The sequence below is a fragment of the Methylobacterium oryzae genome, assembly GCF_021398735.1.
Lineage (GTDB): Bacteria > Pseudomonadota > Alphaproteobacteria > Rhizobiales > Beijerinckiaceae > Methylobacterium.
In genome coordinates, this window is sequence record NZ_CP090349.1 from 4,856,450 (window position 1) to 4,878,722 (window position 22,273).

The window sequence follows — 22,273 nt, forward strand, 5'->3', positions numbered from 1 at the left end:
TCCGCAGCCAAGAACCCGCGAGCATGTTTCATGCCCGCAAGCCGTCGGCGCCACGCGCCCGGCCTCTTGCCGCAGGCCATCCGGCCGGTCCGGGAGGACACGTCCGTCGGCCTGCGTTCATCGAGGACCCGGACCGCTCGGAGAGCGGTGCGCTGGCGCGCCCGTGTCCGTCTGCCGAAACTTCTCGCCCGCGCGCGAGACGGCGACGGCCGGGATGCACGGCCGATGGGACAGTTGTGCTGTCCTAAGTCGCGAAACTGCCAGATTGAAATGTTTTCAGCAAGAGACTGCAGGCCGCGACGGTGTCGCCGCTCTGGATGATGGGCCGGGATCCGCTCCGCGCCTCCGCAATCTCGCCCGAATCGCGGGATCTACGGGTCGTGCCGAGCACAAGCGGCATGCGGGGCAACGACCTCGCCGGCATGGTCGAGGTCCGGGTCTACCGGCCCGGACCATGCCGGAACCGGACACGAACCGGACACTCTGCCGGGTCTCCAAACCCAGAACGCACAAGAGTGACGATGACGAGCAGAGCCGCTGCGCGCTTCCCACGCCCGATGAGCCGGACGCTTCGCGCCGCGTGCCTGTCGGCGCTCGCTCTCTTGGGCGCATCGGGCGGCGCGCGCGCGCAATTCGCCTTCGAGGAGGAGGTCCTTCCGCCTCGCGTCGTCGCTTGGCGCCTCGCAGATCGCGGGTTCAGCGGCCTGAGCCGCCCGCGCTTCGACGGGCGGGTCTACGTGGTCGACGCCGTCGGTCCCGCCGGCGCGCCCGTCCGGCTGTTCGTCGATCCCATGACGGGCGGGATCGTGGGCCGCCGGCCGATCGGTGCGCCCGAGACCGTCGCTCGGCTGGAGCGACCCGCACCGGGCTTCGGCTGGACCGAGGACGAGGTCGTGCCCCGCCGCGCGATGCGTCCGGTCCCGCCCGAGGACGGTCCGATGGCTCGACCCCAGCGCCGGCCGGGCACCGAGGCCCTGCGGCCCGAGGCCAATCCCGAAGGCGTGAATCCCGACAGCGTCGGCCGGACCGCTCCGCCCAACGCTCCGCCAAAGCGGGTCGCGCGCGGAGCGCTCGCCCGGACGCCGGAGCTGAAGCCGCCGCCCCGCACGTCTCCCGAGGCACCGGCCGCCAAGCTCCCGCCGGCCGATACGGCCAAGGCGGATCCGAACGCCGGTCCCGCGCCCGAGACCAAGGCGGCGGCGATCGAGAAGGCCCCGGCCCCGGTTCCCGCTGCGCGACCCGCCGCGCCGTCGAAGCCGGCCGACGCCGCCGTGGCCGAGACGGCCAAGCCGGCCGCGAAGGATTGGAAGGATCCGCCCACGGACAAGAAGCCGGTTCGGGTGATCGGCGGCGCGACCATCGTCCCCGGCCAGGCCGAGTAAATTCGGCGGACGGAACCGGCGCGTCACGCGCCGTCCGTCAGCCGCTCGGCTCCCGTGAACACCGTCACGGTGTCGGCCCGCGCGATGGCGCAGAGCGTCATGCCGTAGGACCGGGCTCGGTCGAGGGCCAGCGACGTCGGCGCCGAGATGGCGACGATCACGGCCGCGCCGAGCCGCGCGGCCTTCTCGACCATCTCGTACGAGCAGCGGCTGGTGATGACCAGGAAACCCGAGTCCGCGGGCGTCCCGGTCCGCATCAGGGTGCCGATCAGCTTGTCCAGAGCGTTGTGGCGGCCGACATCCTCGCGCACAGCCGCGAGGCCGCCGTCGAGGCGCGCCCAGGCCGCGGCGTGGACCGCGCGCGTCTCCGCGCCGAGGCGCTGGGCGCTGTCGAGATTCGACAGGGCGCGGGCGATGGCGGGCAGCCCGACCCGGACCTCGGAGTCCGCCCGCTTACCGGCCTGCGGCAGTTGCGCCAAGTCCTCGATGCCGCAGACCCCGCAGCCGGTGCGGCCGCTGATGGCGCGCTTGCGCGCCAGATGCTCGCGGAGCCGGCCCGGCGCGAGATCGACGTGAAGGCGCAGGCCGTCCGGCGCCGTCTCGACGCGGGTCGCGCGGATCTCCTCCGCGCTGTCGACGATGCCCTCCGTCAGGCTGAAGCCGTAGGCGAAATCCTCGAGGTCGGCGGGCGTCGCCATCATCACGGCGTGCGGCACGCTGCCGTAGACGAGGTTGACCGGCGCCTCGACGGCCAGCGCCCGCGTGTCCGGCCTCGGCGCCGAGCCCGTATAGGTCATCACCTGCATCGGCGCCGGCACTGCGCAGGGCAGAGGACCGGAGGTGGGGCTGCCGGTTTGGGTGGACATCTCGAACTCCGCAGGCGTGGCACGAACGCGTCGCGACGCTTCATCCCCGGCGCGACGTGACAGGGAACGATTTCGCCGGCCCCTAGTGCGCCGACGCCACGAGGCGCCGTCAACTGGCGGGAAAGCGCGCGATGCGACGCTTGTGCGGTTGCACGTGGCCGGCCCTTGTGGTCTGAAGCGCCGGTCGGATAATGCCGGGTGACACAACCGGTACTCCGTCACGTCGGTACAATCCCGCACGCGTTCAAGACGGGGAGGTCCGGCGGCAGCCAGACAGTTTCAGGGGAGCCACGAGAGGCAGATGCGGACGGTGCGGACGATCAACCGGTCACTCTGGAGCCTCGCCGCTCTCGGCGCCCTGCTCTTCCCGATATCCGGCGCGCAGGCCGCGGGCTTCGGTCAGCCCGTGCCGTGGGAGATGGACCGGCAGATCCCGGTCACCGAGAACGCGCGCGACATCCTGAACTTCGAGATCGGCCTGCACTGGCTGTCCCTCGCCATCTCGGTGTTCGTCCTCGGGCTCATCCTGTGGTGCGTCTACCGCTTCGGCGAGAAGCGGAACCCGACGCCGTCGCGCACCACGCACAACACCGCCATCGAGGTCGCCTGGACGATCGTGCCGGTGCTGATCCTGGTCGCCGTGGCGATCCCGTCCTTCCGCCTGCTGCGCACGCAGCTCTCGGACCCGAAGGCCGACATGATCGTCAAGGTCGTCGGCCACGCCTGGTACTGGTCCTACGAGTACCCGCAGACCGAGGCCGGCGGCGGCTTCACGTTCGATGCCAACATCGACGAGGACAAGCAGCCGCGCCTGCTCCAGACCGACAACGAGATGGTCGTTCCGGTCAACAAGATCGTGAAGATCCAGGTCACCGCCGCCGACGTGCTGCATTCCTGGGCGATGCCGGCCTTCGGCTTCAAGATCGACGCCGTCCCCGGCCGCCTGAACCAGATGTGGTTCAAGGCCGACAAGGAGGGCACCTTCCACGGCCAGTGCTCCGAGCTGTGCGGCCAGCGCCACGCCTACATGCCCATCGTGGTCCGCGTGGTCAGCGAGCAGGCCTACGCCGACTGGCTGAAGGAGGCGAAGACCAAGTACGCCCGCATCGACAACGGCACGAGCTTCGCCGAGGCCCGCTGAGCCCCGGCTGATCGAACAGACCCCATCAGATCCACAAGGCATTCGAATCCATGGCTACAGCCGCAGCCCATGCCGGGGCCCATGAGGTCCACGACCACAAGCCGTCGTTCTTCGCCCGCTGGTTCCTGTCGACGAACCACAAGGACATCGGCACCCTCTACCTGCTGTTCGCCTTCTGCGCCGGAATCATCGGCGCGTTCCTCTCCTTCGGCATCCGGATGGAGATGGAGGCGCCCGGCCTGCAGTATTTCTCGAACCCCGCGACCTACAACGTGTTCGTCACGGGCCACGGGCTCATCATGGTGTTCTTCATGGTGATGCCGGCGCTGATCGGCGGCTTCGGCAACTGGTTCGTGCCCCTCATGATCGGCGCGCCCGACATGGCATTCCCGCGCATGAACAACATCTCGTTCTGGCTGACGGTGGCGGGCTTCTGCTCCCTGCTCTGCTCGCTGTTCGTCGAGGGCGCGCCCGGCGCGTCCGGCGCCGGCACCGGCTGGACCGTCTACCCGCCGCTCTCCACCGCCGGCCATCCCGGCCCGGCCGTCGACTTCGCGATCTTCGCGCTCCACCTGTCGGGCGCGGGCTCCATCCTCGGCGCGATCAACTTCATCACCACGATCCTGAACATGCGCGCCCCGGGCATGACGCTGCACAAGATGCCGCTCTTCGCCTGGGCCGAGCTGGTGACCGCGTTCCTGCTGCTGCTCTCGCTGCCGGTGCTCGCGGGCGCCATCACGATGCTGCTGACCGACCGCAACTTCGGCACGACCTTCTTCGACCCGGCCGGCGGCGGTGACCCGATCCTGTACCAGCACCTGTTCTGGTTCTTCGGTCACCCCGAAGTGTACATCATGATCCTGCCGGCCTTCGGCATCGTGTCGCACATCATCGCCACGTTCTCGCGCAAGCCGGTCTTCGGCTACCTCGCGATGGCCTACGCCATGGTGGCGATCGGCGTCGTCGGCTTCGTCGTGTGGGCGCACCACATGTACACGGTCGGCCTGTCGCTGCAGACGCAGTCCTACTTCGTGTTCGCCACGATGGTGATCGCGGTCCCGACCGGCGTGAAGATCTTCTCGTGGATCGCCACCATGTGGGGCGGCTCCATCCGCTTCACCGCCGCCATGCACTGGGCGGTGGGCTTCATCTTCCTGTTCACGGTCGGCGGCGTCACCGGCGTCGTGCTGGCCAACTCGGCGGTCGATAAGTACCTGCACGACACCTACTACGTGGTCGCGCACTTCCACTACGTGCTGTCCCTCGGGGCCGTGTTCATCATCTTCGCCGGTGTCTACTACTGGTTCCCGAAGATGACCGGTCACATCATCCCCGAGTGGGCCGGCAAGCTGCACTTCTGGCTGGCCTTCATCGGCGCGAACGTCCTGTTCTTCCCGATGCACTTCCTGGGCCTCGCCGGCATGCCGCGCCGCTACGCCGACTACCCGGACGCATTCGCCCAGTGGCACAAGGTGTCGACCTACGGCGGCCACATCTTCGCGCTCGGCATGTTCGTGTTCGTGATCGGCGTGATCCTCGCCTTCCGCTCGAAGGAGCGGGCCGCGGACAACCCGTGGGGCGAAGGCGCCACCACCCTCGAGTGGACGCTCTCCTCCCCGCCCCCGTTCCACCAGTTCGAGACGCTGCCCCGCATCGTCGACGAGTCCGGCGCGCACTGATAGAGATCCCGCGAGGGCCGCGTCCGCGGCCCTCGCCCTTCCCCGGAGGCCGGTCGGCCGACCTCCCGGCAAGGGCGAGCGATGAGGGCGACCCGCACGGGCCGAGGGAGAAGTCCCGGGCCCCGCTCACGCCGATCCTTGGAACACGTCGATTTCGAGACACGACTCGGCCGTGACGCGCGCGGCCGGGCGCCGACACAGCAGCGGCAGACGCGATGACGAGCCTGACGAACACGATCGGACCGGACGTTCCTGCCCCGGCACTCACGACCGCCGGCGGCGACGTTCCGGACTACTTCGCCCTGCTGAAGCCGCGGGTGATGGTCCTCGTGATTTTCACCGCACTGGTCGGAATGGTGGTCTCGCAGGGCCACGTGCAGCCGGCCATCGGCGCGATCTCGCTCCTCGCCATCGCGGTCGGCGCCGGTGCGTCCGGCTGCCTCAACATGTGGTGGGACGCCGACATCGACGCGGTCATGAGTCGGACCGCCACCCGGCCGATCCCGTCGGGCCGGATCACCTCCCAGGAGGCACTGGGCTTCGGACTGTTCCTCTCGGTCGCCTCCGTGGTGGTGCTCGGGCTCGCCGCCAATCTCCTGGCCGCCGCGCTCCTCGCCTTCACCATCGTGTTCTACGCCGTGGTTTACTCGATGTGGCTGAAGCGGGCGACCGCGCAGAACATCGTCATCGGCGGCGCCGCCGGAGCCCTGCCGCCTGTCATCGGGCAGGCGGTGGTGACCGGGTCGGTCGGCGTCGAGTCGCTGATCCTGTTCGCCATCATCTTCATCTGGACCCCGCCGCACTTCTGGGCGCTGGCCCTGATCAAGGCCGACGAGTACGCCCGCGCCGGCATCCCGATGATGCCGAACGTCGCCGGTCCCGCCTCCACCCGCCGCCAGATCGTCTGGTACTCGCTGCTCCTCGCACCCCTCGGCCTCGTGCCGGTGGCCCTGGGCTTCGGCGGCCTCGTGTACGCGGTGGTCGGCCTCGTGGGCGGCCTCGGCATGGTAGCGTTCAGCATCCGCGTGCTGCGGAACCGCGAGGGCGATGCCGAGCGGCGCGCCGCCATGGGCATGTTCGGCTTCTCGATCCTCTACCTGTTCGCGCTGTTCTCGGCGCTCCTGGCCGAGCAGAGCTTCGGCCTGTTCCGCCCGGTCCTGGGTTGAGCGCCATGGCGGATCCCGAGATCCAGTACCGGCCGCTCACGCCCGAGCAGGAGGCGCGCCGCCGCAAGCGCTCGATCGCGATCGCGCTAGCGCTGGGAGCCTGGGTCCTGCTGTTCTTCGTGCTGACGATCGTCAAGCTCGGCCCTCAGATCCTGACCCGGCCGCTCTGAGGCGCTCCCGATGACAGTTCCTCCATCAGGATCGAACCGAGCCGCCACGCGCACCGCCCTCGCCTGCGCGGGTCTCGCCGTGGGCATGATCGGCCTCGCCTTCGCGTCGGTGCCGCTCTACGACGCCTTCTGCAAGGCGACCGGCTACGACGGCACGCCCCGGCAAGGACCGGCCCTCTCGGCCTCCGCGGCGCGGACCGACGACAGCATGGTCGTCCATTTCGACACCAACGTCGCGCCGGGGCTGCCCTGGAAATTCATCCCGGAAGTGAGCAGCGTCGAGGCGAAGCTCGGTGAGACCAAGACGGTCTTCTTCCGCGTGCAGAACACCGGCAGCACGCCCTCGGCGGGTGTGGCGACCTTCAACGTCCAGCCCGGGTTGATGGGTGGTTACTTCGTCAAGATCGCCTGCTTCTGCTTCAATGAGCAGACGCTCCAGCCGGGCGAGACGCTGGACGTGCCGGTGGTGTTCTACGTCGATCCGGCCGTTCGGGACGACTCGAACACCGCGCATCTCTCGGAGATGACGCTGTCCTACACGTACTTCGCCTCCAAGAACGGTCAGCCCGTGAAGGCGGCGGTGGCGAAATCGTCTTCCTCGGGAACGAAGGGCGATTTCTGATCGCGGACCCGTGACAACACGGGGCCGCAGCGACTAAAGCTGCGAGCAAGCTTGGGTGTGGTGCGTGCCGCGCCCGGCCTAGGGCAAGCAACGAACAGCGTTAGGCCGGGAACGGTGCAGGGCGCGAGGGTGAGGAGCGACGGGACGATGGCCGAGGCGCACGCCAAGAATCACGACTACCACATCCTGAATCCGAGCCCGTGGCCGTTGATCGGGGCCTTCTCGGGCTTTCTCATGGCGTTCGGCGCCGTGTTCTGGATGAAGAGCCTCACGATCGGCACCCTGGCTCCTGGTCCCTACATCTTCGGGGCCGGCACGATCGGCGTCCTCTACACCATGTTCTCGTGGTGGAAGGACGTCGCGCACGAGGCCAATTCCGGCGACCATACCCGCGTCGTCCAGCTTCACCACCGCTACGGCATGATGATGTTCATCGCCTCCGAGGTGATGTTCTTCGTCGCGTGGTTCTGGGCCTACTTCGAGGCCGCCCTCTACACCGCCGACCCGATCCAGGTCTCGCGCGTGGAGTTCACCGGCGGTGTCTGGCCGCCGAAGGGCATCGAGGCGTTCGATCCCTGGCACCTGCCGCTCCTGAACACGCTGATCCTGCTGACCTCGGGCACCACCGTCACTTGGGCGCACCACGCGCTGATCGAGGGCGACCGCAAGGGCCTGAAGTACGGCCTGTGGCTGACGATCATCCTCGGCGTTCTGTTCACCGCCTGCCAGGCCTACGAGTACAGCCACGCCGAGTTCGGTTTCTCGGGCAGCATCTACTCGTCGACCTTTTTCATGGCGACGGGCTTCCACGGCGCCCACGTCATCATCGGCACGATCTTCCTGGCGGTGTGCCTGTTCCGCGTCTACGCGGGCCAGTTCACCCCGCGTCAGCACCTCGGCTTCGAGTTCGCCGCTTGGTACTGGCACTTCGTCGATGTCGTGTGGCTGTTCCTGTTCGCCGCCATCTACGTGTGGGGTTCGGGGGTCTTCCACGGCGGCGGCGCTCACTGAGCGGAACCATCCCGTCGCCGCATGGCGGATCTGCGAAGGGCGGCTCAGGCCGCCCTTCTGCGTTTCCGACGCCGCGCGAACCCCGTATCGACGAGAGCGGCCAGCGCGCGGGTCGATGGGGTCCCGCACGGAACAGGTCTGGAGTGTGCCCGTGAACAACCGAACCTACTCGCCGCCTCCGCCGATCCCGACCGGCCTGCGCGGCCGGTGCCCGCGCTGCGGTGAGGGTCACCTGTTCAAAGGGTTCCTGAGCCTGCGCCCCTCCTGCGAGGCGTGCGGGCTCGACTACGCGCATTTCGACTCCGCGGACGGGCCGGCCTTCTTCGTCATGTCGATCGTCGGCCTGATCGTGGTCGGTCTCGCCCTCTGGCTGGAGATCACCTACGAGCCGCCGATCTGGGTCCACGCCCTGGTGGCCTTGACCCTCTCGGTCGGGCTCAGCCTGATCCTGGTGCGGCCCCTCAAGGGCCTGCTGATCGCCCTGCAGTTCAGCAACCGGGCGGAGCAAGGGCGCTTCGAGCCGTGACCGCGAGCGGACCGCACCGCGCTGGCTGGCGCGACCTCGTCGCGCCGGGACTCGCCTCGCTGATCGCCCTGGCCATCCTGCTCGGTCTCGGGACGTGGCAGCTCGAGCGCAGGGCCTGGAAGGAGGATCTCATCGCCCGGATCGTGCGCCAGAGCCGCGCGGAGCCGGTGGCGCCTCCGGCCGCGGATGTCTGGGATCCGGCGCGCGACGAGTTCCGGCACGTCCGGGTCAGCGGTCAGTTCCTCAACGACCGGGAAACCCTCGTGCACGGGCTGGCGCCCGGCGAGACGCCGGGCCGCGCCCTGCAGGGCTACTACGTGCTCACGCCGTTCCGCCGGGACGACGGGAGCATGGTGATCATCAACCGGGGTTTCGTTCCCACGGAGCTGAAGGCGCAGGGCGATCGCCGGGACGGCCTGATCGACGGGTCGACGACGGTCACCGGCATCCTCCGCGCGAGCGAGGCCCGGGGGATGTTCGTGCCGGAACCGGATCCCGCCCGCGGGGAGTGGTTCAACCGGGACATCGCCGGCATCGCGGCGGCGCGCGGCCTCGGAACGGTCGAGCCCTACCTGATCGAGGCCGACGCCGTTCCCGGGCAGACGACGTGGCCGCGCGGCGGCCAGCTCCGGGTCGATTTGCCGAACAACCACCTGCAATACGCATTCACGTGGTTCGGCCTCGCCGCCTGCCTGATCGGCGTGTTCTCGGTCTTCGCGTGGCGCCGCCTGCACGATTCGCCCGCGGCCCGCGCCGCCTAGGACAAAGCCGCGCGCGCAGGATCTCGGCGAAGAAGAGTCTCGCCGAGATCGGCTTAAAAACGGCAACCCGTTCCTTTGACCGACGGCCGTCGCCCCGGAATACTTTCGGTGTTCTTGAGCGATCGGTCGCGTTCTGCATAGTGTATTCAGTTCGCGGCGATCATCCGAAGACGACACGGCGCCCGACCGCCGTGCAACTGAGGTAACGCCGGATGACCAGCCATATCGCCGACGCGGCGGCGCGCGAGCCGATCCGCTTCGCCTACTGGGTGCCCAACGTCTCCGGGGGGCTTGTCATCAGCAAGATCCCCCAGCGAACGAGCTGGGATGCCGAGTACAATCGGAAGCTGGCGCAGATCGCCGAGGAGGCAGGGTTCGATTATGGGCTGACGCAGATCCGGTTCACCGCGGGCTACGGCGCCGAGTACCAGCACGAATCGGTCGCCTTCAGCCACGCCCTGCTGGCCGCGACCACCAAGCTCAAGGTGATCGCCGCGCTCCTGCCCGGTCCCTGGCATCCGACCCTGGCCGCCAAGCAGATCGCCACGATCTCGCAACTCACCGAAGGCCGCATCGCGGTGAACATCGTCTCCGGCTGGTTCTCGGGCGAGTTCCGGGCGATCGGCGAGCCCTGGCTCGACCACGACGAGCGCTACCGCCGGTCGGAGGAGTTCATACGGAGCCTGCGCGGGATCTGGACGCAGGACAGCTTCACCTTCCGCGGCGACTTCTACCGCTACAGCGACTACACGCTGAAGCCGAAGCCGGCCCAGCCGCTGCCCGAGATCTTTCAGGGCGGCTCGTCGCGCGCCGCGCGCGACATGGCGACCCGCGTGTCGGACTGGTACTTCACGAATGGCGGCACGCCGGAGACGATCCGCGCCCAGGTGGACGATATCCGCGCCAAGTCGGCCGAGACCGGCAATCATCCCCGGATCGGCGTCAACGCCTTCGTCATCGCCCGCGACACCGAGGAGGAGGCCCGCGCCGTCCTTCAGGAGATCATCGACAACGCCGACCCGGACGCCGTGAAGGCCTTCGGTCACGAGGTCAAGAATGCCGGCAAGGCCTCGCCGGAAGGGGAAGGCAACTGGGCCAAGTCGAGCTTCGAGGATCTCGTTCAGTACAACGACGGCTTCAAGACCGACCTGATCGGCACGCCCGACCAGATCGCCGAGCGGATCCTGGCGCTGAAGGATGCGGGAGCGGACCTCGCCCTGCTGGCCTTCCTGCATTTCCAGGAGGACGTCGCGTATTTCGGCGCGCACGTGATCCCGCGGGTCCGCGCCCTCGAGGCCGCCCGCGACCGGCGCGCCGAGGCCGCCTGAGCGCCGCCCGCCGAACCGTATCCCGACTGATCGGAGTGAGCCATGAACATCGCCGTCGATGCGCGCACGCTCGAGCCGGAGCACCGCCCGGGCGCTCCCGGCCCCGCGCGGCCGCCCTCACCCGCCCACGTGATCCGTGACGACGCCGAGGCGCTGGCCGTGGCCCACGGGCTCGCGGCCGAGTTCCGGGCCGGCGCGTCGGAGCGGGACCGCCACGCCGTGCGGCCGCTCAAGGAGCTCGACGCCTTCTCGCAGAGCGGCCTCTGGTCGATCAACGTGCCGCGCGCCTACGGTGGCCCCGAGGTTTCGTACCGGACGCTGGCGCAGGTCATCGCCATCGTGGCGGCCGCCGATCCCGCCATCGCGCAGATCGCCCAGAACCACCTCGGCATCCTGGCGGCCATCCGGACCGTGTCGGACGAGGCGCAGAAGCACCTGCTGTTCGGCGAGGTCTTGCGCGGAACGCGGTTCGGCAACGCCTTCTCGGAGCGCGGCACCAAGCGGGCGGCCGATTTCGACACGCGCTTCACCGATCACGGCGACCACGTCGTGGTGCGGGGCCGGAAGTTCTACGCCACCGGCGCCCTCCTCGCGCACCTGGTCCCGATCGTCGCCCTCGATGCCGAGGGACGCGCCTGGTACGCCATCGCCGAGCGGGACGCGCCCGGACTCACGGTGATCGACGACTGGTCGAGCTTCGGCCAGCGCGGCACGGCGAGCGGGACTGTGCTGATCGACGACGTGCGCGTGCCCAAGACCCATCTGGTGCCGGCCTGGAAGGGCTACGCGGCGCCGACCGCCGACGGCGCCGTGTTCCAGATCATCCAGGCCGCGGTCGATGCCGGGATCGGCCGCGAGGCCCTGGACGACACCATCGGCTACGTCCGCGAGAAGGCCCGGCCCTGGATCGACAGCGGGCTGGAGCGGGCGGCCGACGATCCCTACACGATCCAGGCGGTCGGCGACCTGACCATCCGGCAGCACGCCGCCGAGGCGCTGCTCGACCGGGCCGGTCTCGCCCTCGACGCGGCGGTCGCGCGGCCGGACGCCGAGACGGTCGCGGCGGCCCAGATCGCGGTCGCCGAGGCGAAGGTGCTGACCACCGAGGTCGCCCTGGCGGCGTCGAACAAGCTGTTCGAGCTGTCGGGGACCCGCTCGACTCTGGCCGCCGAGAATCTCGACCGTCACTGGCGGAACGCGCGCACGCACACGCTGCACGATCCCGTCCGCTGGAAATACGCGATCGTCGGCAACCACGCCCTCAACGGCGTGAACCCGCCGCTCCACGCCTGGAGCTGATCGGCGGCCTACAGCACCGGCAATCCCCGCGCCTTGGCCTCCTCGCCGGGCTCGACGTGGATGGTCACCACCGCCCCGGGGATCGTCGTCTCCAGGGCGGATTCCAGCCGGTCGCAGATCGCGTGCGAATCCTCGACGGTCATCGCGCCGGGGACGACGAGGTGGAAGTCGATGAAGGTTGCCTGACCAGCGGAGCGCGTGCGCACGTCGTGCGCCTCCAGCGCGCCCTCGCCGTGCTGGGAGATGAGCGACCGGATCTGGCTCACCATCTCGGCCGGGGCGGCCCTGTCCATGAGGCCGTCCACCGATTCCCGGACCATGCGGAAGCCGGACCACAGGATGTTCATGGCGACCAGCCCGGCCACCACGGGGTCGAGGACCGGGTAGCCCGTCACCACCACGGCGCCGACGCCGGCCAGGACGCCGCAGGACGTGACCACGTCGGCGAAGACGTGGCGCGCGTCGGCGATCAGGGCCGGCGACCGCCACCGCCTTCCCCAGCGCATCAGTGCCGCCGCCCAGACCGCGTTGACGATCCCGGCCGCGAAGTTGATCGCGAGGCCGACCGCGGGCGCGTCGAGGGCCTTCGGGGCGAGCAGCCCGAAATAGGATTCGCGCAGGATCAGCAGCGCCGCCACCACGATCAGCGCGCCCTCGATCACCGCCGAGAAGAACTCGGCCTTGTGGTGACCGTAGGGATGGTCCTCGTCCGCCGGGCGCGCGGCGACCCGCAGGGCCACGAAGGCGCCGATTGCGGCGACCACGTTGATGATGCTCTCCAGCGCGTCGGAGTACAGGGCGAGGCTGCCGGTGAGCCACGCCGCGTAGAACTTCATCGCCGTGACGGCGAGGCCGATGCCCGCGCTGAAGAGGGCGGCTTTCTGGGTGCGGTCCATGGTTCGCGCCGTTGGGGTGACGCCGCGCCCATACGGCACCGGCCGCGGCCAAGGCCACGGCAAAGGTTCGACGCCGCCGAAAACGTGTTAGCCGCGGCTAAGTCTCCGACGCGCCGCCGTTGTCGCGGGCGGCCTCGCGCCGCCGGCTCGGCTCCGCCTTGGCACGCGCTGCCTCCGCCTTGCGCAGGAAGCGACGGCGCTGCCAGGCGAAGCGCGCTCCGGCGGCGAGGGTCTCCAGCCGGGCGGCCTCGCGCTCCCAGTACCCGAGGAGCTGCCCGTCGAGGGTGACCCGCCGGGGGCGACCGCGGGGCGTCACGCGTCGCTCCCCCGCGGCGCCGGCGGCTCGCCCGTCTCGGCCACGACCAGGGCGTCCGGATCGCCGCGGAAGCTGCCGGCGCCGGTATTCGGCACCGGGATTCCGGGGCTGCCGAAGGGCTGGCTCGGGTAGGCCGATTCGAACTTCGCGCGGGCGGTGTCGGGATCCTCGGCCTTCAGCACGATCTCGGACGTGCCGGGGAGCGGCCAGCGGGGATCGGCGGCGTCACGGGGGCGAACGGCGTACCAGGGCATGGATCGGGAGCCTCGCGTCTCGGTGACGCTGGAAACGGACGCGCTCCCCGGCGGTTCCGCGGTTGAAACCGCGTGCCGTTCGGTGCAGGCAGCCGGCGATGCGCGTGGACCTCTTCGATTTCGATCTGCCGGAGACCAGCATCGCCCTGCGCCCGGCCGAGCCGCGCGACGCCGGGCGGATGCTCGTGGTCCGACCTGGCGCGCCGCTGGCCGACCGGACCGTGCGCGACCTGCCCCAGGCCCTCCGGGCCGGCGACGCCCTGGTCTTCAACGACACGCGGGTGATCCCGGCCCGGCTGAACGGCGTGCGCACACGGCCCGGCGCCCCCGGCCAGCGCACCGAGGTGATGCTCCACCTGCGGGAAGCCCCCGACCGCTGGCGCGCCTTCGCGCGTCCGGCCAAGCGGCTCGCGGCGGGCGACGCGCTGCGCTTCGGCGATCTGGCGGCGACCGTTCTCGAGAAGGCCGAGGCCGGGGAGATCGTCCTCGCCTTCGACCGGGCCGGGCCAGACCTCGACGCGGCCATCGCCGCGGAGGGTGCCCTGCCGCTGCCCCCCTACATCGCGGGCAAGCGCGCCACGGATGACCGCGACGCCACCGATTACCAGACGGTCTACGCCCGCAATCCGGGGGCGGTCGCGGCTCCCACGGCCGGCCTGCACTTCTCCGACGCGCTGCTGGCCGATCTCGACGCCGCCGGTCTGCGGCGCCACCACGTCACGCTGCATGTCGGCGCCGGGACCTTCCTGCCGGTCAAGGCCGAAGATACCGAGGCCCACCGCATGCACGCGGAGATCGGCATCCTCGACGCCGCCACGGCCGAGGCCCTGAACGCCGCGCGGGCCGCGGGCGGCCGGATCGTCGCGGTCGGGACCACGGCGCTGCGGCTGCTGGAGAGCGCGGCCCGACCGGACGGCACGCTCGCGCCCTTCTCGGGACCCACCGAGATCTTCATCACGCCGGGCTACCGGTTCCGCGCGGTCGACGCCCTCGTGACCAATTTCCACCTGCCGCGCTCGACGCTGTTCATGCTGGTCTCGGCGTTCTCAGGTCTCGCGACGATGCGCGCGGCCTACGCGCACGCGATCGCCGCCGGGTACCGGTTCTACTCCTACGGCGACGCCAGCCTGCTCTTCCCGGGCCCGGGCGCGGACACCCCATGACCGACAGCGCACACTTCCGCTTCGACCTGCTGGCCCGGGACGGCACCGCCCGCACCGGCGTGATCGGGACGCCGCGCGGCGAGATCCGGACCCCGGCCTTCATGCCGGTGGGCACGGCCGCGACCGTCAAGGCCATGTATCCTGGCCAAGTCCGCGATCTCGGCGCCGACGTGGTCCTGGGCAACACCTACCACCTGATGCTGCGGCCCGGCCCCGAGCGTATGGCCCGGCTCGGCGGCCTTCACCGCTTCATGAACTGGGACCGGCCGATCCTGACCGATTCCGGCGGCTTCCAGGTGATGTCGCTCTCCGCATTGCGGAAGATCGACGAGCAGGGCGTGACCTTCCGCTCGCACATCGACGGCACCGCGCATCACATGAGCCCGGAGCGCTCCATCGAGATCCAGGGTCTGCTCGGCTCCGACATCCAGATGCAGCTCGACGAGTGCGTCCGCCTGCCGGCGGACCACGGGGCCATCGAGAAGGCCATGCACCTGTCGCTGCGCTGGGCCGAGCGCTGCCGCGTCGCGTTCGGCGAGCAGGCGGGACGGGCCCTGTTCGGCATCGTCCAGGGCGGCGACGTGCCGGCCCTGCGCGTCGAGAGCGCCCGCGCGCTGACGGATCTCGATCTCAAGGGCTACGCGGTGGGCGGCCTCGCCGTCGGCGAGCCGCAGGCGGTCATGTTCGCCATGATCGAGACGGTCGAGCCGCACCTGCCCGCCGGCAAGCCCCGCTACCTGATGGGCGTCGGCACGCCGGACGACATCCTCGGCGCGGTCGCCCGCGGCATCGACATGTTCGACTGCGTGATGCCGACCCGCGCCGGCCGGCACGGCCTCGCCTACACGCGCCACGGACGGGTCAACCTGCGCAACGCCCGCCACGCCGAGGACACCGCGCCGCTCGACGAGACCTCGACCTGTCCGGCCGCGCGGGACTATTCCCGTGCCTACCTGCATCACCTCGTGCGCTCGAACGAGATCCTCGGGATGATGCTGCTGACCTGGAACAACCTCGCCTACTACCAGGACCTGATGGCCGGCGCGCGCGCGGCGATCCGGGACGGCCGCTACGCGGAGTACTGCGCAGAGACCCGCGCCGGCTGGGCGAGCGCCGAGCGCGCCGCCGCCTGACCGGGCGTCACGGGTGCGCGAGCACCCGGTAGATTCCATCCGGATCGTCGCGGCCGGTGGCGACGGCGCGCGCGAGATCGGAGACGACGCGCCCCGCCACGGGCAGGCGGTAATGCAGCGCGTCCCAATAATTCGCGTCCCGGGTCGTCAGCGGCGAGATCCGGCGAAAATCCACCACGACCGCGCCCCGGCGCTTCCCGATCGCCGCGGCGCGCGCCTTGCAGGCTTCCTCGCGACGGCCCGCCGCCGATCCCGGTGAACCCTGCGCCCCCGCATGCACCGGCATGAAGGCCACGATCTTCAGGGCCTCGGCGGGCACGCGACCGAGGAGATCGTCCAGGCGGTCGAGGGCCGGCATCGGCAGCTCGGGGGCGTCCGCCGCCGCCGAGTCCACGCGGCCTGCGCGGATATGGGCCTGGGCGCGTGCGAGGTCGTAGCGCGCCTCGGGCGGCGTGAAGACCGCGTAGCCGTCTCCGCGAATCCGCGCCCGCGTCAGCCCGAGATCGGCGAGTCCGGCCCGGACGGCCGTCGTGACCGAGCGCAGGCTGACCTGACGCAGGACATCGCCGGGCACGCGGTCCGCGTAGAGCCAGTCGGGAAAGGCATGGGCGGTCCGGGCCGGCGGATCGGCGGCGCACCATGGGGCATCGAGGCCGAACAGGACCGCGCGGATCGGCCGGCGGGCCAGGAACAGCGCGGCGAGTCGACCCTGCTCGTCGGGCGTCGCGGCATTCACCGCCAGATTGGCGAACCGGACACCGAAGGCCGCGTCGAGAGCCTGCGGGTCGAGCAGTCGCGCCGTCGAGGTGCCGAAGACCGCCGCGTCGAACGGCCCCCCGCGGGCGATCTGCGGATAGGAGAGCCGCTGATTGGCATCCATGATCGGTCCCGGCGGATGCCCGGGCGCGGCCCGCAGTCCGTAGGGATCGACCGCGGCCACGAAGCCGATCAGCGCCAAGCCCATGAGGGTGGCGCAGACGAGGAAGCTGCGCGCGAAGCCGACCCATCCAGCGGGTCGCCGGCCGGCTCGATGGTGAGAGGACGGATCCATCGGGCGGCTACATACGCCGTTCGACGGGCCCCGTCGCGGGCATCGCGTGCCCGGCCGCACCGTGGAGGCGGCGGTCGCGCCGACCTGACCCATCCCGCCGGTCGACCGTTCGATACGGGCGGATCGACAAAGCGCGTGAACCGATCGGCCGCCGCCCGTATAGACGGACGAAGGCGTTGCCCGGCACGAGTGGGCGGCGTGGGGAGGCGGCATGACGTTCACGGCACACAACATCCGCCTCGCGGACGGGTCCGAGACCTTGCCCGAGGCGGGCTGGCTGATCGGCGACAGCCCCTGGACCCAGGCGGCCCTGCGCTCGCTCCGGCTGTTCTACGGGCACAGGCTGGCCGGCCGGTCGATCGTCGATCTGGGCTGCCTCGAGGGCGGCTACACGCTCGAATTCGCCCGCGCCGGGATGCGCGCCACCGGTGTCGAGGTGCGCCGCTCCAACTTCGAGAACTGCCTGCGGGTCAAGGAGGGGACGGGCGTCCCCGACCTCGCCTTCGTCAACGACGACGTGTGGAATCTGGCGGCCCACGGCCCCTTCGATGCCGCCTTCTGCTGCGGACTGCTCTACCACCTCGACAGGCCGGCCGCCTTCATCCGCCTCATGGCCGAATGCGTCCGCGACGTGGTCATCCTGCACACGCATTTCGCGACCGAGACCAACGAGGCCCTGTTCCAGCTCTCTCCGCCCGCCGAGAACGAAGGTCTGCCGGGTCGCTGGATGCACGAGCACGATCTCGACGACACGAGCCAGCTCGAGGCGCACAAATGGACCTCGTGGAGCAACAAGCGCTCCTTCTGGCCCACCAAGCCGGCCCTTATCCAGCTTCTCAAGGAGTGCGGCTTCGACATGGTCTACGAGCAGTACGACATGCTGGGACACGACATCCGCGGCTCGATGGAGAGCGGCTACTACCACCAGCAGGGCCGGAGCATGTTCGTGGCCATGCGGACCTGAGCGGCTGCGGGGCGGACATAAATTTAGAATTCACCATCTCCAAAGACTTGCACTGGTCGGCTCAGTACGCATGTGACCGGCAATGTCCGCTTAATTCCTGCGGCGGATAAATGGCGACATAGGCCTTATTTCGCAAAGTCCCGCCGCCATGTTCGCGACGAGCCTCGCCCTGTGGGTGATAGCCATCCTGCTTCTGCTCTCTTGGTTGCATCTGCAGGAGCGGCTCACCGAGCGGTGTCGCCGCGCGATCCGACCGCAGATCGAGCGCCTGTTCATCGAGAACCGGTGGATGGAGCACCACGCGCGCGGAGCGGCAGCGTTCGAGGCGCTCTGGGACCGGGAACTCGTCAGGCTGCACCGCGCCCATCTCTCGCGCCCGCTCCGCGCCGTCGTCCGGTTCCGCGGCTTCAGGCGCCTGGTCAGCGCGGAATTCGCGTCGATCCTGCCGGCCGAGGTCGCGTCCTGGACCTTCCTCGACCGCGTGAGCGCCTCGCAGGCGCATTACGAGGCGCTGATGCTGCGGTGCCTGAAGGCGGCCGGCTGGCGCCTGGATTACCAGGATCAGGACCACTTCGTGCTCCTCCGGGCCCGAACGCGCGTCGTCGTTTGCCTGCATTGGGCGGACCGCGACGTCGCGTGTCTCCCGATCTCCGACGTCGCGGCGGCGGCGGAGCGCGCCGGGTCGACCACGGCGTGCGTGATGACGAATGGTCGGTTCAGCGGCGCGGCGCGCGCCATGGCGGAGGAGCAGAACGTCCTGGCGCTGCACTGCTCGCAGATCGACCTGCTGCTGCCCCGGGACAAGTCGACGGTCGCGCCCCGCACGGCCCGCGGAATCGGTTTCCGGCTCGCCGCCTGACCGCGCCCGGACCCCGCGTCGTGCGATGAGGGCCCATGAGAACGACGACATCCCGCACGGCCGCGCGCCGGGTCCATTCCTCGACGCACCTCCCTCTGTCCCGCCGATGAACTGACCGGCGCGCACGCTTTCGTCAGGGACAGGCGCGATGCTCCTCTACGCATCGAGCGCCCCGGGCCTCGCCCGCCGGTCCGCCGATGCGGGCATCGTCTTCCGCGATCGGACTAACGCTCGCTTCACCATCACGGGCGGAGGCTGAGGCCGAATCGTGGTTCGAGCCGTTGAGGCGCATGGATCAGTCCGCAGCCCTCAGAACGGACCACCCCGCGACCGAACAGGACGCTCTCGCCGAGTTGCCGGCGGGCGATTTCGTCAGGCGATGGCGGCAGATCACCGGCGAGCCGCCGGCCATTCTCCTGAGCTCACGGTCCGAGATGATCGCGCTGCTCGTGGAGAGCGTGCCCATGGCGCCCCTGATCCCGCAGGGCGAGAGCCCCGGCACGGCGGGGTCCGGGGAGACTCCGTCCCAGGATCACGGCTCGGACGGGCCAGACGGGGCGGCCTCAGGATCCTCCGCGCGCAGTGATCAGCGGGGTGCGAGACAGGGACCGGCCTGATGCGGAGCCGGGATGGCGCGACGGCTTCGGTCCGGTCGAGGTGGCCGCATTCGCGAGAGTCTGGGAATACGCGGACGCTGACCAGCGAAGTCACGCGTCATGCGTCAACGAGGTCCCTTGCGAAGGGTGACCGTCCGTTCTCGCTGAACTTGAGATCGCGGGAATTTTGGTCGGAGTGGCAGGATTTGAACCTGCGACCCCCACGTCCCGAACGCGTTTCCATTCGATCCTGCTGCGTCGTCCCTAGGAGACGCTCGGATCATCACCCCGCTTTGTTCACGTTCGGTGCGCGGGAAAGCGTCCCGGTAGGCGTCCCGGTGAATGACCCGCGCCGGCGCTACGATTATCGCAAAGCCGGATCGGGCGCACTCTTGAGAGGCGCACCAACCTGAGAGGTGCGTTCGGCTTTAGGCTCGGCTGTGAGTGTCGCTGGCGTCAGTCCGATGATGATCGCCACAGCACCGCTCAAAATCGTCCAAAAGACTCGGGCAAACTGCTGTGCCTTTCTGAACTGATCCAGCTGAGGCCCTGGTTCGGGCGCCCAATATTCTTCTAGCGTGAACCAATTCGGCAGCAGGAATATCCATAAGGCGATACATATATCCCTGTATGTATGGTCTTTCGATGCAATAAATTCTGGAAGTTTGTGATTGCCGAACAACATGCCCGAAATCAATAATAGTCCGATTGTGACTGCAAGAATGATAGCAATCGTATGTGCGATTTTCACGACGCACCTCTGTGAATCGGCGTTCGATCGCAGATCAAATCAGATCTCGGTAGACATTACTAATTAAAATTTTGGTCGGACGCTGGAGGTCGGGTCAGCCCCACCTCGATCGAGCTTGGGTTGAGGTCCGCCTCGCGCGAGCCCTCAACGCTCCCTCAGGTAGATCCCGCAAGTCTCAGCGCAGGCTTGACGGTTGTCTTGCGTCCACCGATCGCTTGGAGGGCGCCCTGGAAGTGCTCAGGGCAATGGTGGCCGTAGACGTCCTGCAGAACCTCCAGCGTCACGCCGAAATAACCGCACGCCTCCCATGGCGGGCAACCGCCGCGGAGCGCCAGGGTGATTGCCGTGTGGCGGAACGAGTGCGGGATGACGTCGGCGCCGAACCCGGCATTCTCACGTACTGAGCGGAAAGCCTTGTTGATCCGCCCTACCCGCTTGCCCTGCCACTCGACCACGTAGCGGGACGCGATGCCGGTCCGCTCCCAGCGCCGGAGGTGGGCGAGGAGGCGCGGGTGCAGCGGCGCGGGCGGCTGGCGCTTCTTGGTCTGCCGTGAGCCCGGCGCCCGCCGGTAGAAGGTGCCGTGCTCGAGGTCGACGTAGCCGCTGCCGACCGTCGGGCGGATGGCGGCGCCGCAGATCGCGCCGGCCCGGGTGCCGGTGTAGATCGCCACCAGGATGAACCGCGCAACATGCTGGCGCGATCGCCGGCCAGTCGCATGGCCCTTCTGCACCTCGCGGTAGCGCCAGGCCGACCAGATCAGCTTCGCGACCTCGGAGCGGGTGAGCCACCGCTCCCGCGCGGCGCCCCGTTCCGGCAGAACCACCGGCACCGGCGAGGCGAGATGCCCCTCGCGGTGGTAGTGGTTGATCGCTGCCCGGAAGTCCTCCAGCTCGCGCCGCGCCACTGCGAGACCGCGGTGCTCCGCATAATCCCGGCAAGCCCGGCCGGTGACGGTCGCCAGCCGCTTGCCCTCGAAGAACGCCAGGATGTTGCCCAGGCGGCCGGCGATCTCCTTCGGCCGCGCCTTCTTACTGGCGATGTCGTCGAGGTAGACCGAAACTACGTCGGCGACCCAGACCTCAGCGGGGTCACGGTCGCTCTCCCGCGCGGGCTCGTGCTTTTCGGCGATGTAGGCGGCGAGCCGCTTTTCAGCCGCTGCAGCCTCATCAGCGCGGCAGCCTGTGCGGATTTTCCGTCGTCCGTCTCGGATGATCCAGGACGCGTGCCGGGTGATCCGGCCTTCGGAATCCGTCTCTGCCCGTTCGAGCTTGAGGTGGGGGCCTTCGGAGCGGCGCGGCATAGCTCGATCATCTCGGCAATCGCACGAAGCGTGGTCCAGTCTTTCCCCGCCACGCGCGAGACAGCAAGCCGGTTGCGGGCGGCCTCGCGGCGCAGGCCTGCGCCCGTCATTGCGCCGCCGGGGAAGGCGATAGCGGCCGCCACGTCGAGCCGCAGCGGTGTGGTGTCGTCGACCTCGTGCCGGTCCGGCATGCGAACGCTACGGGGCATCAGCGCGGGCCCTCCAGCATCAGCGTGTCCGTCGGCATCCGGCCCTTGTCGTAGGCGACCTGAAGCTGCGGCTCGATCCAGTCGCCGACCGTGCTGCCGTCCGGCAGGACGACATGCGCGAGCCACTCTTGCTCCACCGTCGTGATGCCCTGGGCGACGGCCTCGATCTTGGCCTTCACGACGAGGTGCACGGCGCGCCAGATCGCCCAGCAATTCTGCTCGCTCGCGTCGCCCGGGATCGCAATGCGCAGGCGTATCAGCCGGCCGGCCAGCATGAACATGCCGATCGCCTCAAGCGGCTCATCCATGGTGGCGATGCGGCTGGCTCCGGCCTTGCGCAGGATGGCCTCGATCTGGCCCCTGCTCCGGACGGACGAGACCTTGGTGTCCTCGGCGTAGAAGCGGCGGTTCATGCTGCCCTCCCGCTCGTGTCCTCGGTCGGGCGCTCGCCGCGCTCGGCCAGCGCCTCGAGGTCCGGGATCATCTCGGCGCGGATCTCGCGCTGGATGTAGCTCCAGCCGGGCAGCAGCTCGTGGATGTAGCGGCCGGTCTTGCCGTTGATCCGGTGGAAGCCGGTCAGGTTCGCCCAGCTCTCCCACCATTTGCCGCGGCGCGGGCGCGCCAGGTCGACGTGCGCGACGCTCTTCGCGCCCATGGTCGACGGGTCGGCGATGGCCGCGCGCAGGGCCTGGGCAGCTTCGCCCGCGCGGCGGCGCTCGTCGTCGGTCGGCGGCGGGAGGGGCTTCGGGGCGCGGGCCATCACTCTGCTCCAGGATGCGCGGGCACGTGGCCGCCGCTGAAGCCACCACCACCGGGCAGCTTCACGGGA

General features: G+C 69.6%; 24 protein-coding genes. 15 read left to right on the forward strand and 9 right to left on the reverse strand.

Going from position 1 to position 22,273, the window contains the following annotated elements:
- Positions 1–398 precede the first annotated feature (398 nt).
- Entirely contained in the window at positions 399–1,382 is a 984-nt protein-coding gene (locus LXM90_RS23190) for a hypothetical protein (RefSeq protein ID WP_234081067.1), read from the forward strand.
- Between the two features lie 23 nt (positions 1,383–1,405).
- Here the strand turns inward: LXM90_RS23190 and fdhD are convergent, their stop codons facing one another.
- Positions 1,406–2,179: a formate dehydrogenase accessory sulfurtransferase FdhD gene (gene fdhD / locus LXM90_RS23195; protein WP_020091413.1), complete on the reverse strand. Its 774-nt coding sequence runs from the start codon at positions 2,177–2,179 to the stop codon at positions 1,406–1,408.
- 370 nt (positions 2,180–2,549) lie between these two features.
- Between fdhD and coxB the strand changes: the two genes are divergently transcribed.
- The 10 genes from coxB to LXM90_RS23245 all read left to right on the forward strand — a co-directional run bounded on the left by coxB (position 2,550) and on the right by LXM90_RS23245 (position 11,951).
- Positions 2,550–3,389, forward strand: coding sequence for a cytochrome c oxidase subunit II (gene coxB / locus LXM90_RS23200; protein WP_056522032.1), 840 nt, complete (start codon positions 2,550–2,552; stop codon positions 3,387–3,389).
- 50 nt (positions 3,390–3,439) lie between these two features.
- On the forward strand, positions 3,440–5,068 hold the full coding sequence (gene ctaD / locus LXM90_RS23205; RefSeq protein WP_234081068.1) for a cytochrome c oxidase subunit I: 1,629 nt from the start codon (positions 3,440–3,442) through the stop codon (positions 5,066–5,068).
- A gap of 215 nt (positions 5,069–5,283) precedes the next feature.
- The gene (locus LXM90_RS23210) at positions 5,284–6,234 is read left to right on the forward strand and encodes a heme o synthase (RefSeq protein ID WP_020091410.1); all 951 of its coding nucleotides are present in this window, start codon (positions 5,284–5,286) and stop codon (positions 6,232–6,234) included.
- Positions 6,235–6,239: 5 nt separating this feature from the next.
- On the forward strand, positions 6,240–6,404 hold the full coding sequence (locus LXM90_RS23215) for a hypothetical protein (protein ID WP_020091409.1): 165 nt from the start codon (positions 6,240–6,242) through the stop codon (positions 6,402–6,404).
- A gap of 10 nt (positions 6,405–6,414) precedes the next feature.
- On the forward strand, positions 6,415–7,026 hold the full coding sequence (locus LXM90_RS23220; protein WP_026604661.1) for a cytochrome c oxidase assembly protein: 612 nt from the start codon (positions 6,415–6,417) through the stop codon (positions 7,024–7,026).
- A 147-nt stretch (positions 7,027–7,173) separates the two neighbouring features.
- A complete protein-coding gene (locus tag LXM90_RS23225; protein WP_020091407.1) occupies positions 7,174–8,037 on the forward strand; it encodes a cytochrome c oxidase subunit 3 in 864 nt (287 codons plus the stop codon).
- A gap of 115 nt (positions 8,038–8,152) precedes the next feature.
- The gene (locus LXM90_RS23230; RefSeq protein ID WP_170855114.1) at positions 8,153–8,563 is read left to right on the forward strand and encodes a DUF983 domain-containing protein; all 411 of its coding nucleotides are present in this window, start codon (positions 8,153–8,155) and stop codon (positions 8,561–8,563) included.
- Positions 8,560–9,324: an SURF1 family protein gene (locus LXM90_RS23235; protein ID WP_020091405.1), complete on the forward strand. Its 765-nt coding sequence runs from the start codon at positions 8,560–8,562 to the stop codon at positions 9,322–9,324. The genes LXM90_RS23230 and LXM90_RS23235 overlap by 4 nt, the downstream gene beginning before the upstream one ends.
- Before the next feature lie 212 nt (positions 9,325–9,536).
- Positions 9,537–10,652 (forward strand): dimethylsulfone monooxygenase SfnG, encoded by a 1,116-nt coding sequence (gene sfnG / locus LXM90_RS23240; RefSeq protein WP_020091404.1) that lies wholly within the window; start codon positions 9,537–9,539, stop codon positions 10,650–10,652.
- Positions 10,653–10,694: 42 nt separating this feature from the next.
- Positions 10,695–11,951 carry an SfnB family sulfur acquisition oxidoreductase gene (locus LXM90_RS23245; protein ID WP_020091403.1) on the forward strand — a complete coding sequence of 419 codons (1,257 nt, stop codon included), beginning with the start codon at positions 10,695–10,697 and terminating at the stop codon, positions 11,949–11,951.
- Positions 11,952–11,959: 8 nt separating this feature from the next.
- Here LXM90_RS23245 and LXM90_RS23250 read toward each other — a convergent pair whose 3' ends face one another.
- The 3 genes from LXM90_RS23250 to LXM90_RS23260 form a co-directional block, all read right to left on the reverse strand.
- Positions 11,960–12,847 (reverse strand): cation diffusion facilitator family transporter, encoded by an 888-nt coding sequence (locus tag LXM90_RS23250; RefSeq protein ID WP_020091402.1) that lies wholly within the window; start codon positions 12,845–12,847, stop codon positions 11,960–11,962.
- 97 nt (positions 12,848–12,944) lie between these two features.
- Positions 12,945–13,163: a hypothetical protein gene (locus tag LXM90_RS23255; RefSeq protein ID WP_020091401.1), complete on the reverse strand. Its 219-nt coding sequence runs from the start codon at positions 13,161–13,163 to the stop codon at positions 12,945–12,947.
- Positions 13,160–13,417, reverse strand: coding sequence for a hypothetical protein (locus LXM90_RS23260; protein WP_020091400.1), 258 nt, complete (start codon positions 13,415–13,417; stop codon positions 13,160–13,162). The genes LXM90_RS23255 and LXM90_RS23260 overlap by 4 nt, the downstream gene beginning before the upstream one ends.
- A gap of 98 nt (positions 13,418–13,515) precedes the next feature.
- Between LXM90_RS23260 and queA the strand changes: the two genes are divergently transcribed.
- Together queA and tgt are read left to right on the forward strand one after the other, a co-directional pair.
- A complete protein-coding gene (queA, locus tag LXM90_RS23265) occupies positions 13,516–14,580 on the forward strand; it encodes a tRNA preQ1(34) S-adenosylmethionine ribosyltransferase-isomerase QueA (protein WP_020091399.1) in 1,065 nt (354 codons plus the stop codon).
- Positions 14,577–15,713, forward strand: coding sequence for a tRNA guanosine(34) transglycosylase Tgt (gene tgt, locus LXM90_RS23270; RefSeq protein WP_020091398.1), 1,137 nt, complete (start codon positions 14,577–14,579; stop codon positions 15,711–15,713). The genes queA and tgt overlap by 4 nt, the downstream gene beginning before the upstream one ends.
- Positions 15,714–15,720: 7 nt before the next feature.
- Here tgt and LXM90_RS23275 read toward each other — a convergent pair whose 3' ends face one another.
- Positions 15,721–16,764, reverse strand: coding sequence for a hypothetical protein (locus tag LXM90_RS23275; RefSeq protein WP_020091397.1), 1,044 nt, complete (start codon positions 16,762–16,764; stop codon positions 15,721–15,723).
- Positions 16,765–16,975: 211 nt separating this feature from the next.
- Here LXM90_RS23275 and LXM90_RS23280 point away from each other — a divergent pair, with 211 nt between their 5' ends.
- Both LXM90_RS23280 and LXM90_RS23285 read left to right on the forward strand, forming a co-directional pair.
- Positions 16,976–17,728, forward strand: a complete 753-nt coding sequence (locus tag LXM90_RS23280) for a class I SAM-dependent methyltransferase (protein ID WP_020091396.1) — start codon at positions 16,976–16,978, stop codon at positions 17,726–17,728.
- Positions 17,729–17,876: 148 nt separating this feature from the next.
- Positions 17,877–18,587: a restriction endonuclease gene (locus LXM90_RS23285; RefSeq protein ID WP_234081069.1), complete on the forward strand. Its 711-nt coding sequence runs from the start codon at positions 17,877–17,879 to the stop codon at positions 18,585–18,587.
- A 960-nt stretch (positions 18,588–19,547) separates the two neighbouring features.
- Here LXM90_RS23285 and LXM90_RS23290 read toward each other — a convergent pair.
- From LXM90_RS23290 to LXM90_RS23305, 4 genes are all read right to left on the reverse strand, one after another.
- Positions 19,548–19,934, reverse strand: a complete 387-nt coding sequence (locus LXM90_RS23290; protein WP_234081070.1) for a hypothetical protein — start codon at positions 19,932–19,934, stop codon at positions 19,548–19,550.
- Positions 19,935–20,089: 155 nt separating this feature from the next.
- Entirely contained in the window at positions 20,090–21,235 is a 1,146-nt protein-coding gene (locus tag LXM90_RS23295; protein ID WP_234081071.1) for a tyrosine-type recombinase/integrase, read from the reverse strand.
- 208 nt (positions 21,236–21,443) lie between these two features.
- Positions 21,444–21,857, reverse strand: a complete 414-nt coding sequence (locus LXM90_RS23300) for a hypothetical protein (RefSeq protein WP_234081072.1) — start codon at positions 21,855–21,857, stop codon at positions 21,444–21,446.
- Entirely contained in the window at positions 21,854–22,204 is a 351-nt protein-coding gene (locus tag LXM90_RS23305; protein WP_234081073.1) for a hypothetical protein, read from the reverse strand. Before LXM90_RS23305 ends, LXM90_RS23300 begins: the two co-directional genes overlap by 4 nt.
- Between the last annotated feature and the right edge of the window lie 69 nt (positions 22,205–22,273).

Coding starts and splice junctions, on each gene's coding strand:
- LXM90_RS23230 (WP_170855114.1), top strand. CDS start 8,153: ATGGGGTCCCGCACGGAACAGGTCTGGAGTGTGCCCGTGAACAACCGA.
- sfnG (WP_020091404.1), top strand. CDS start 9,537: ATGACCAGCCATATCGCCGACGCGGCGGCGCGCGAGCCGATCCGCTTC.
- LXM90_RS23285 (WP_234081069.1), top strand. CDS start 17,877: ATGTTCGCGACGAGCCTCGCCCTGTGGGTGATAGCCATCCTGCTTCTG.
- LXM90_RS23300 (WP_234081072.1), bottom strand. CDS start 21,857: ATGAACCGCCGCTTCTACGCCGAGGACACCAAGGTCTCGTCCGTCCGG.
- LXM90_RS23260 (WP_020091400.1), bottom strand. CDS start 13,417: ATGCCCTGGTACGCCGTTCGCCCCCGTGACGCCGCCGATCCCCGCTGG.
- LXM90_RS23215 (WP_020091409.1), top strand. CDS start 6,240: ATGGCGGATCCCGAGATCCAGTACCGGCCGCTCACGCCCGAGCAGGAG.
- LXM90_RS23210 (WP_020091410.1), top strand. CDS start 5,284: ATGACGAGCCTGACGAACACGATCGGACCGGACGTTCCTGCCCCGGCA.
- LXM90_RS23225 (WP_020091407.1), top strand. CDS start 7,174: ATGGCCGAGGCGCACGCCAAGAATCACGACTACCACATCCTGAATCCG.
- queA (WP_020091399.1), top strand. CDS start 13,516: ATGCGCGTGGACCTCTTCGATTTCGATCTGCCGGAGACCAGCATCGCC.
- LXM90_RS23280 (WP_020091396.1), top strand. CDS start 16,976: ATGACGTTCACGGCACACAACATCCGCCTCGCGGACGGGTCCGAGACC.
- ctaD (WP_234081068.1), top strand. CDS start 3,440: ATGGCTACAGCCGCAGCCCATGCCGGGGCCCATGAGGTCCACGACCAC.
- coxB (WP_056522032.1), top strand. CDS start 2,550: ATGCGGACGGTGCGGACGATCAACCGGTCACTCTGGAGCCTCGCCGCT.
- LXM90_RS23245 (WP_020091403.1), top strand. CDS start 10,695: ATGAACATCGCCGTCGATGCGCGCACGCTCGAGCCGGAGCACCGCCCG.
- LXM90_RS23250 (WP_020091402.1), bottom strand. CDS start 12,847: ATGGACCGCACCCAGAAAGCCGCCCTCTTCAGCGCGGGCATCGGCCTC.
- LXM90_RS23190 (WP_234081067.1), top strand. CDS start 399: ATGCGGGGCAACGACCTCGCCGGCATGGTCGAGGTCCGGGTCTACCGG.
- LXM90_RS23305 (WP_234081073.1), bottom strand. CDS start 22,204: ATGGCCCGCGCCCCGAAGCCCCTCCCGCCGCCGACCGACGACGAGCGC.
- fdhD (WP_020091413.1), bottom strand. CDS start 2,179: ATGACCTATACGGGCTCGGCGCCGAGGCCGGACACGCGGGCGCTGGCC.
- LXM90_RS23220 (WP_026604661.1), top strand. CDS start 6,415: ATGACAGTTCCTCCATCAGGATCGAACCGAGCCGCCACGCGCACCGCC.
- LXM90_RS23275 (WP_020091397.1), bottom strand. CDS start 16,764: ATGGATCCGTCCTCTCACCATCGAGCCGGCCGGCGACCCGCTGGATGG.
- LXM90_RS23295 (WP_234081071.1), bottom strand. CDS start 21,235: ATGCCGCGCCGCTCCGAAGGCCCCCACCTCAAGCTCGAACGGGCAGAG.
- tgt (WP_020091398.1), top strand. CDS start 14,577: ATGACCGACAGCGCACACTTCCGCTTCGACCTGCTGGCCCGGGACGGC.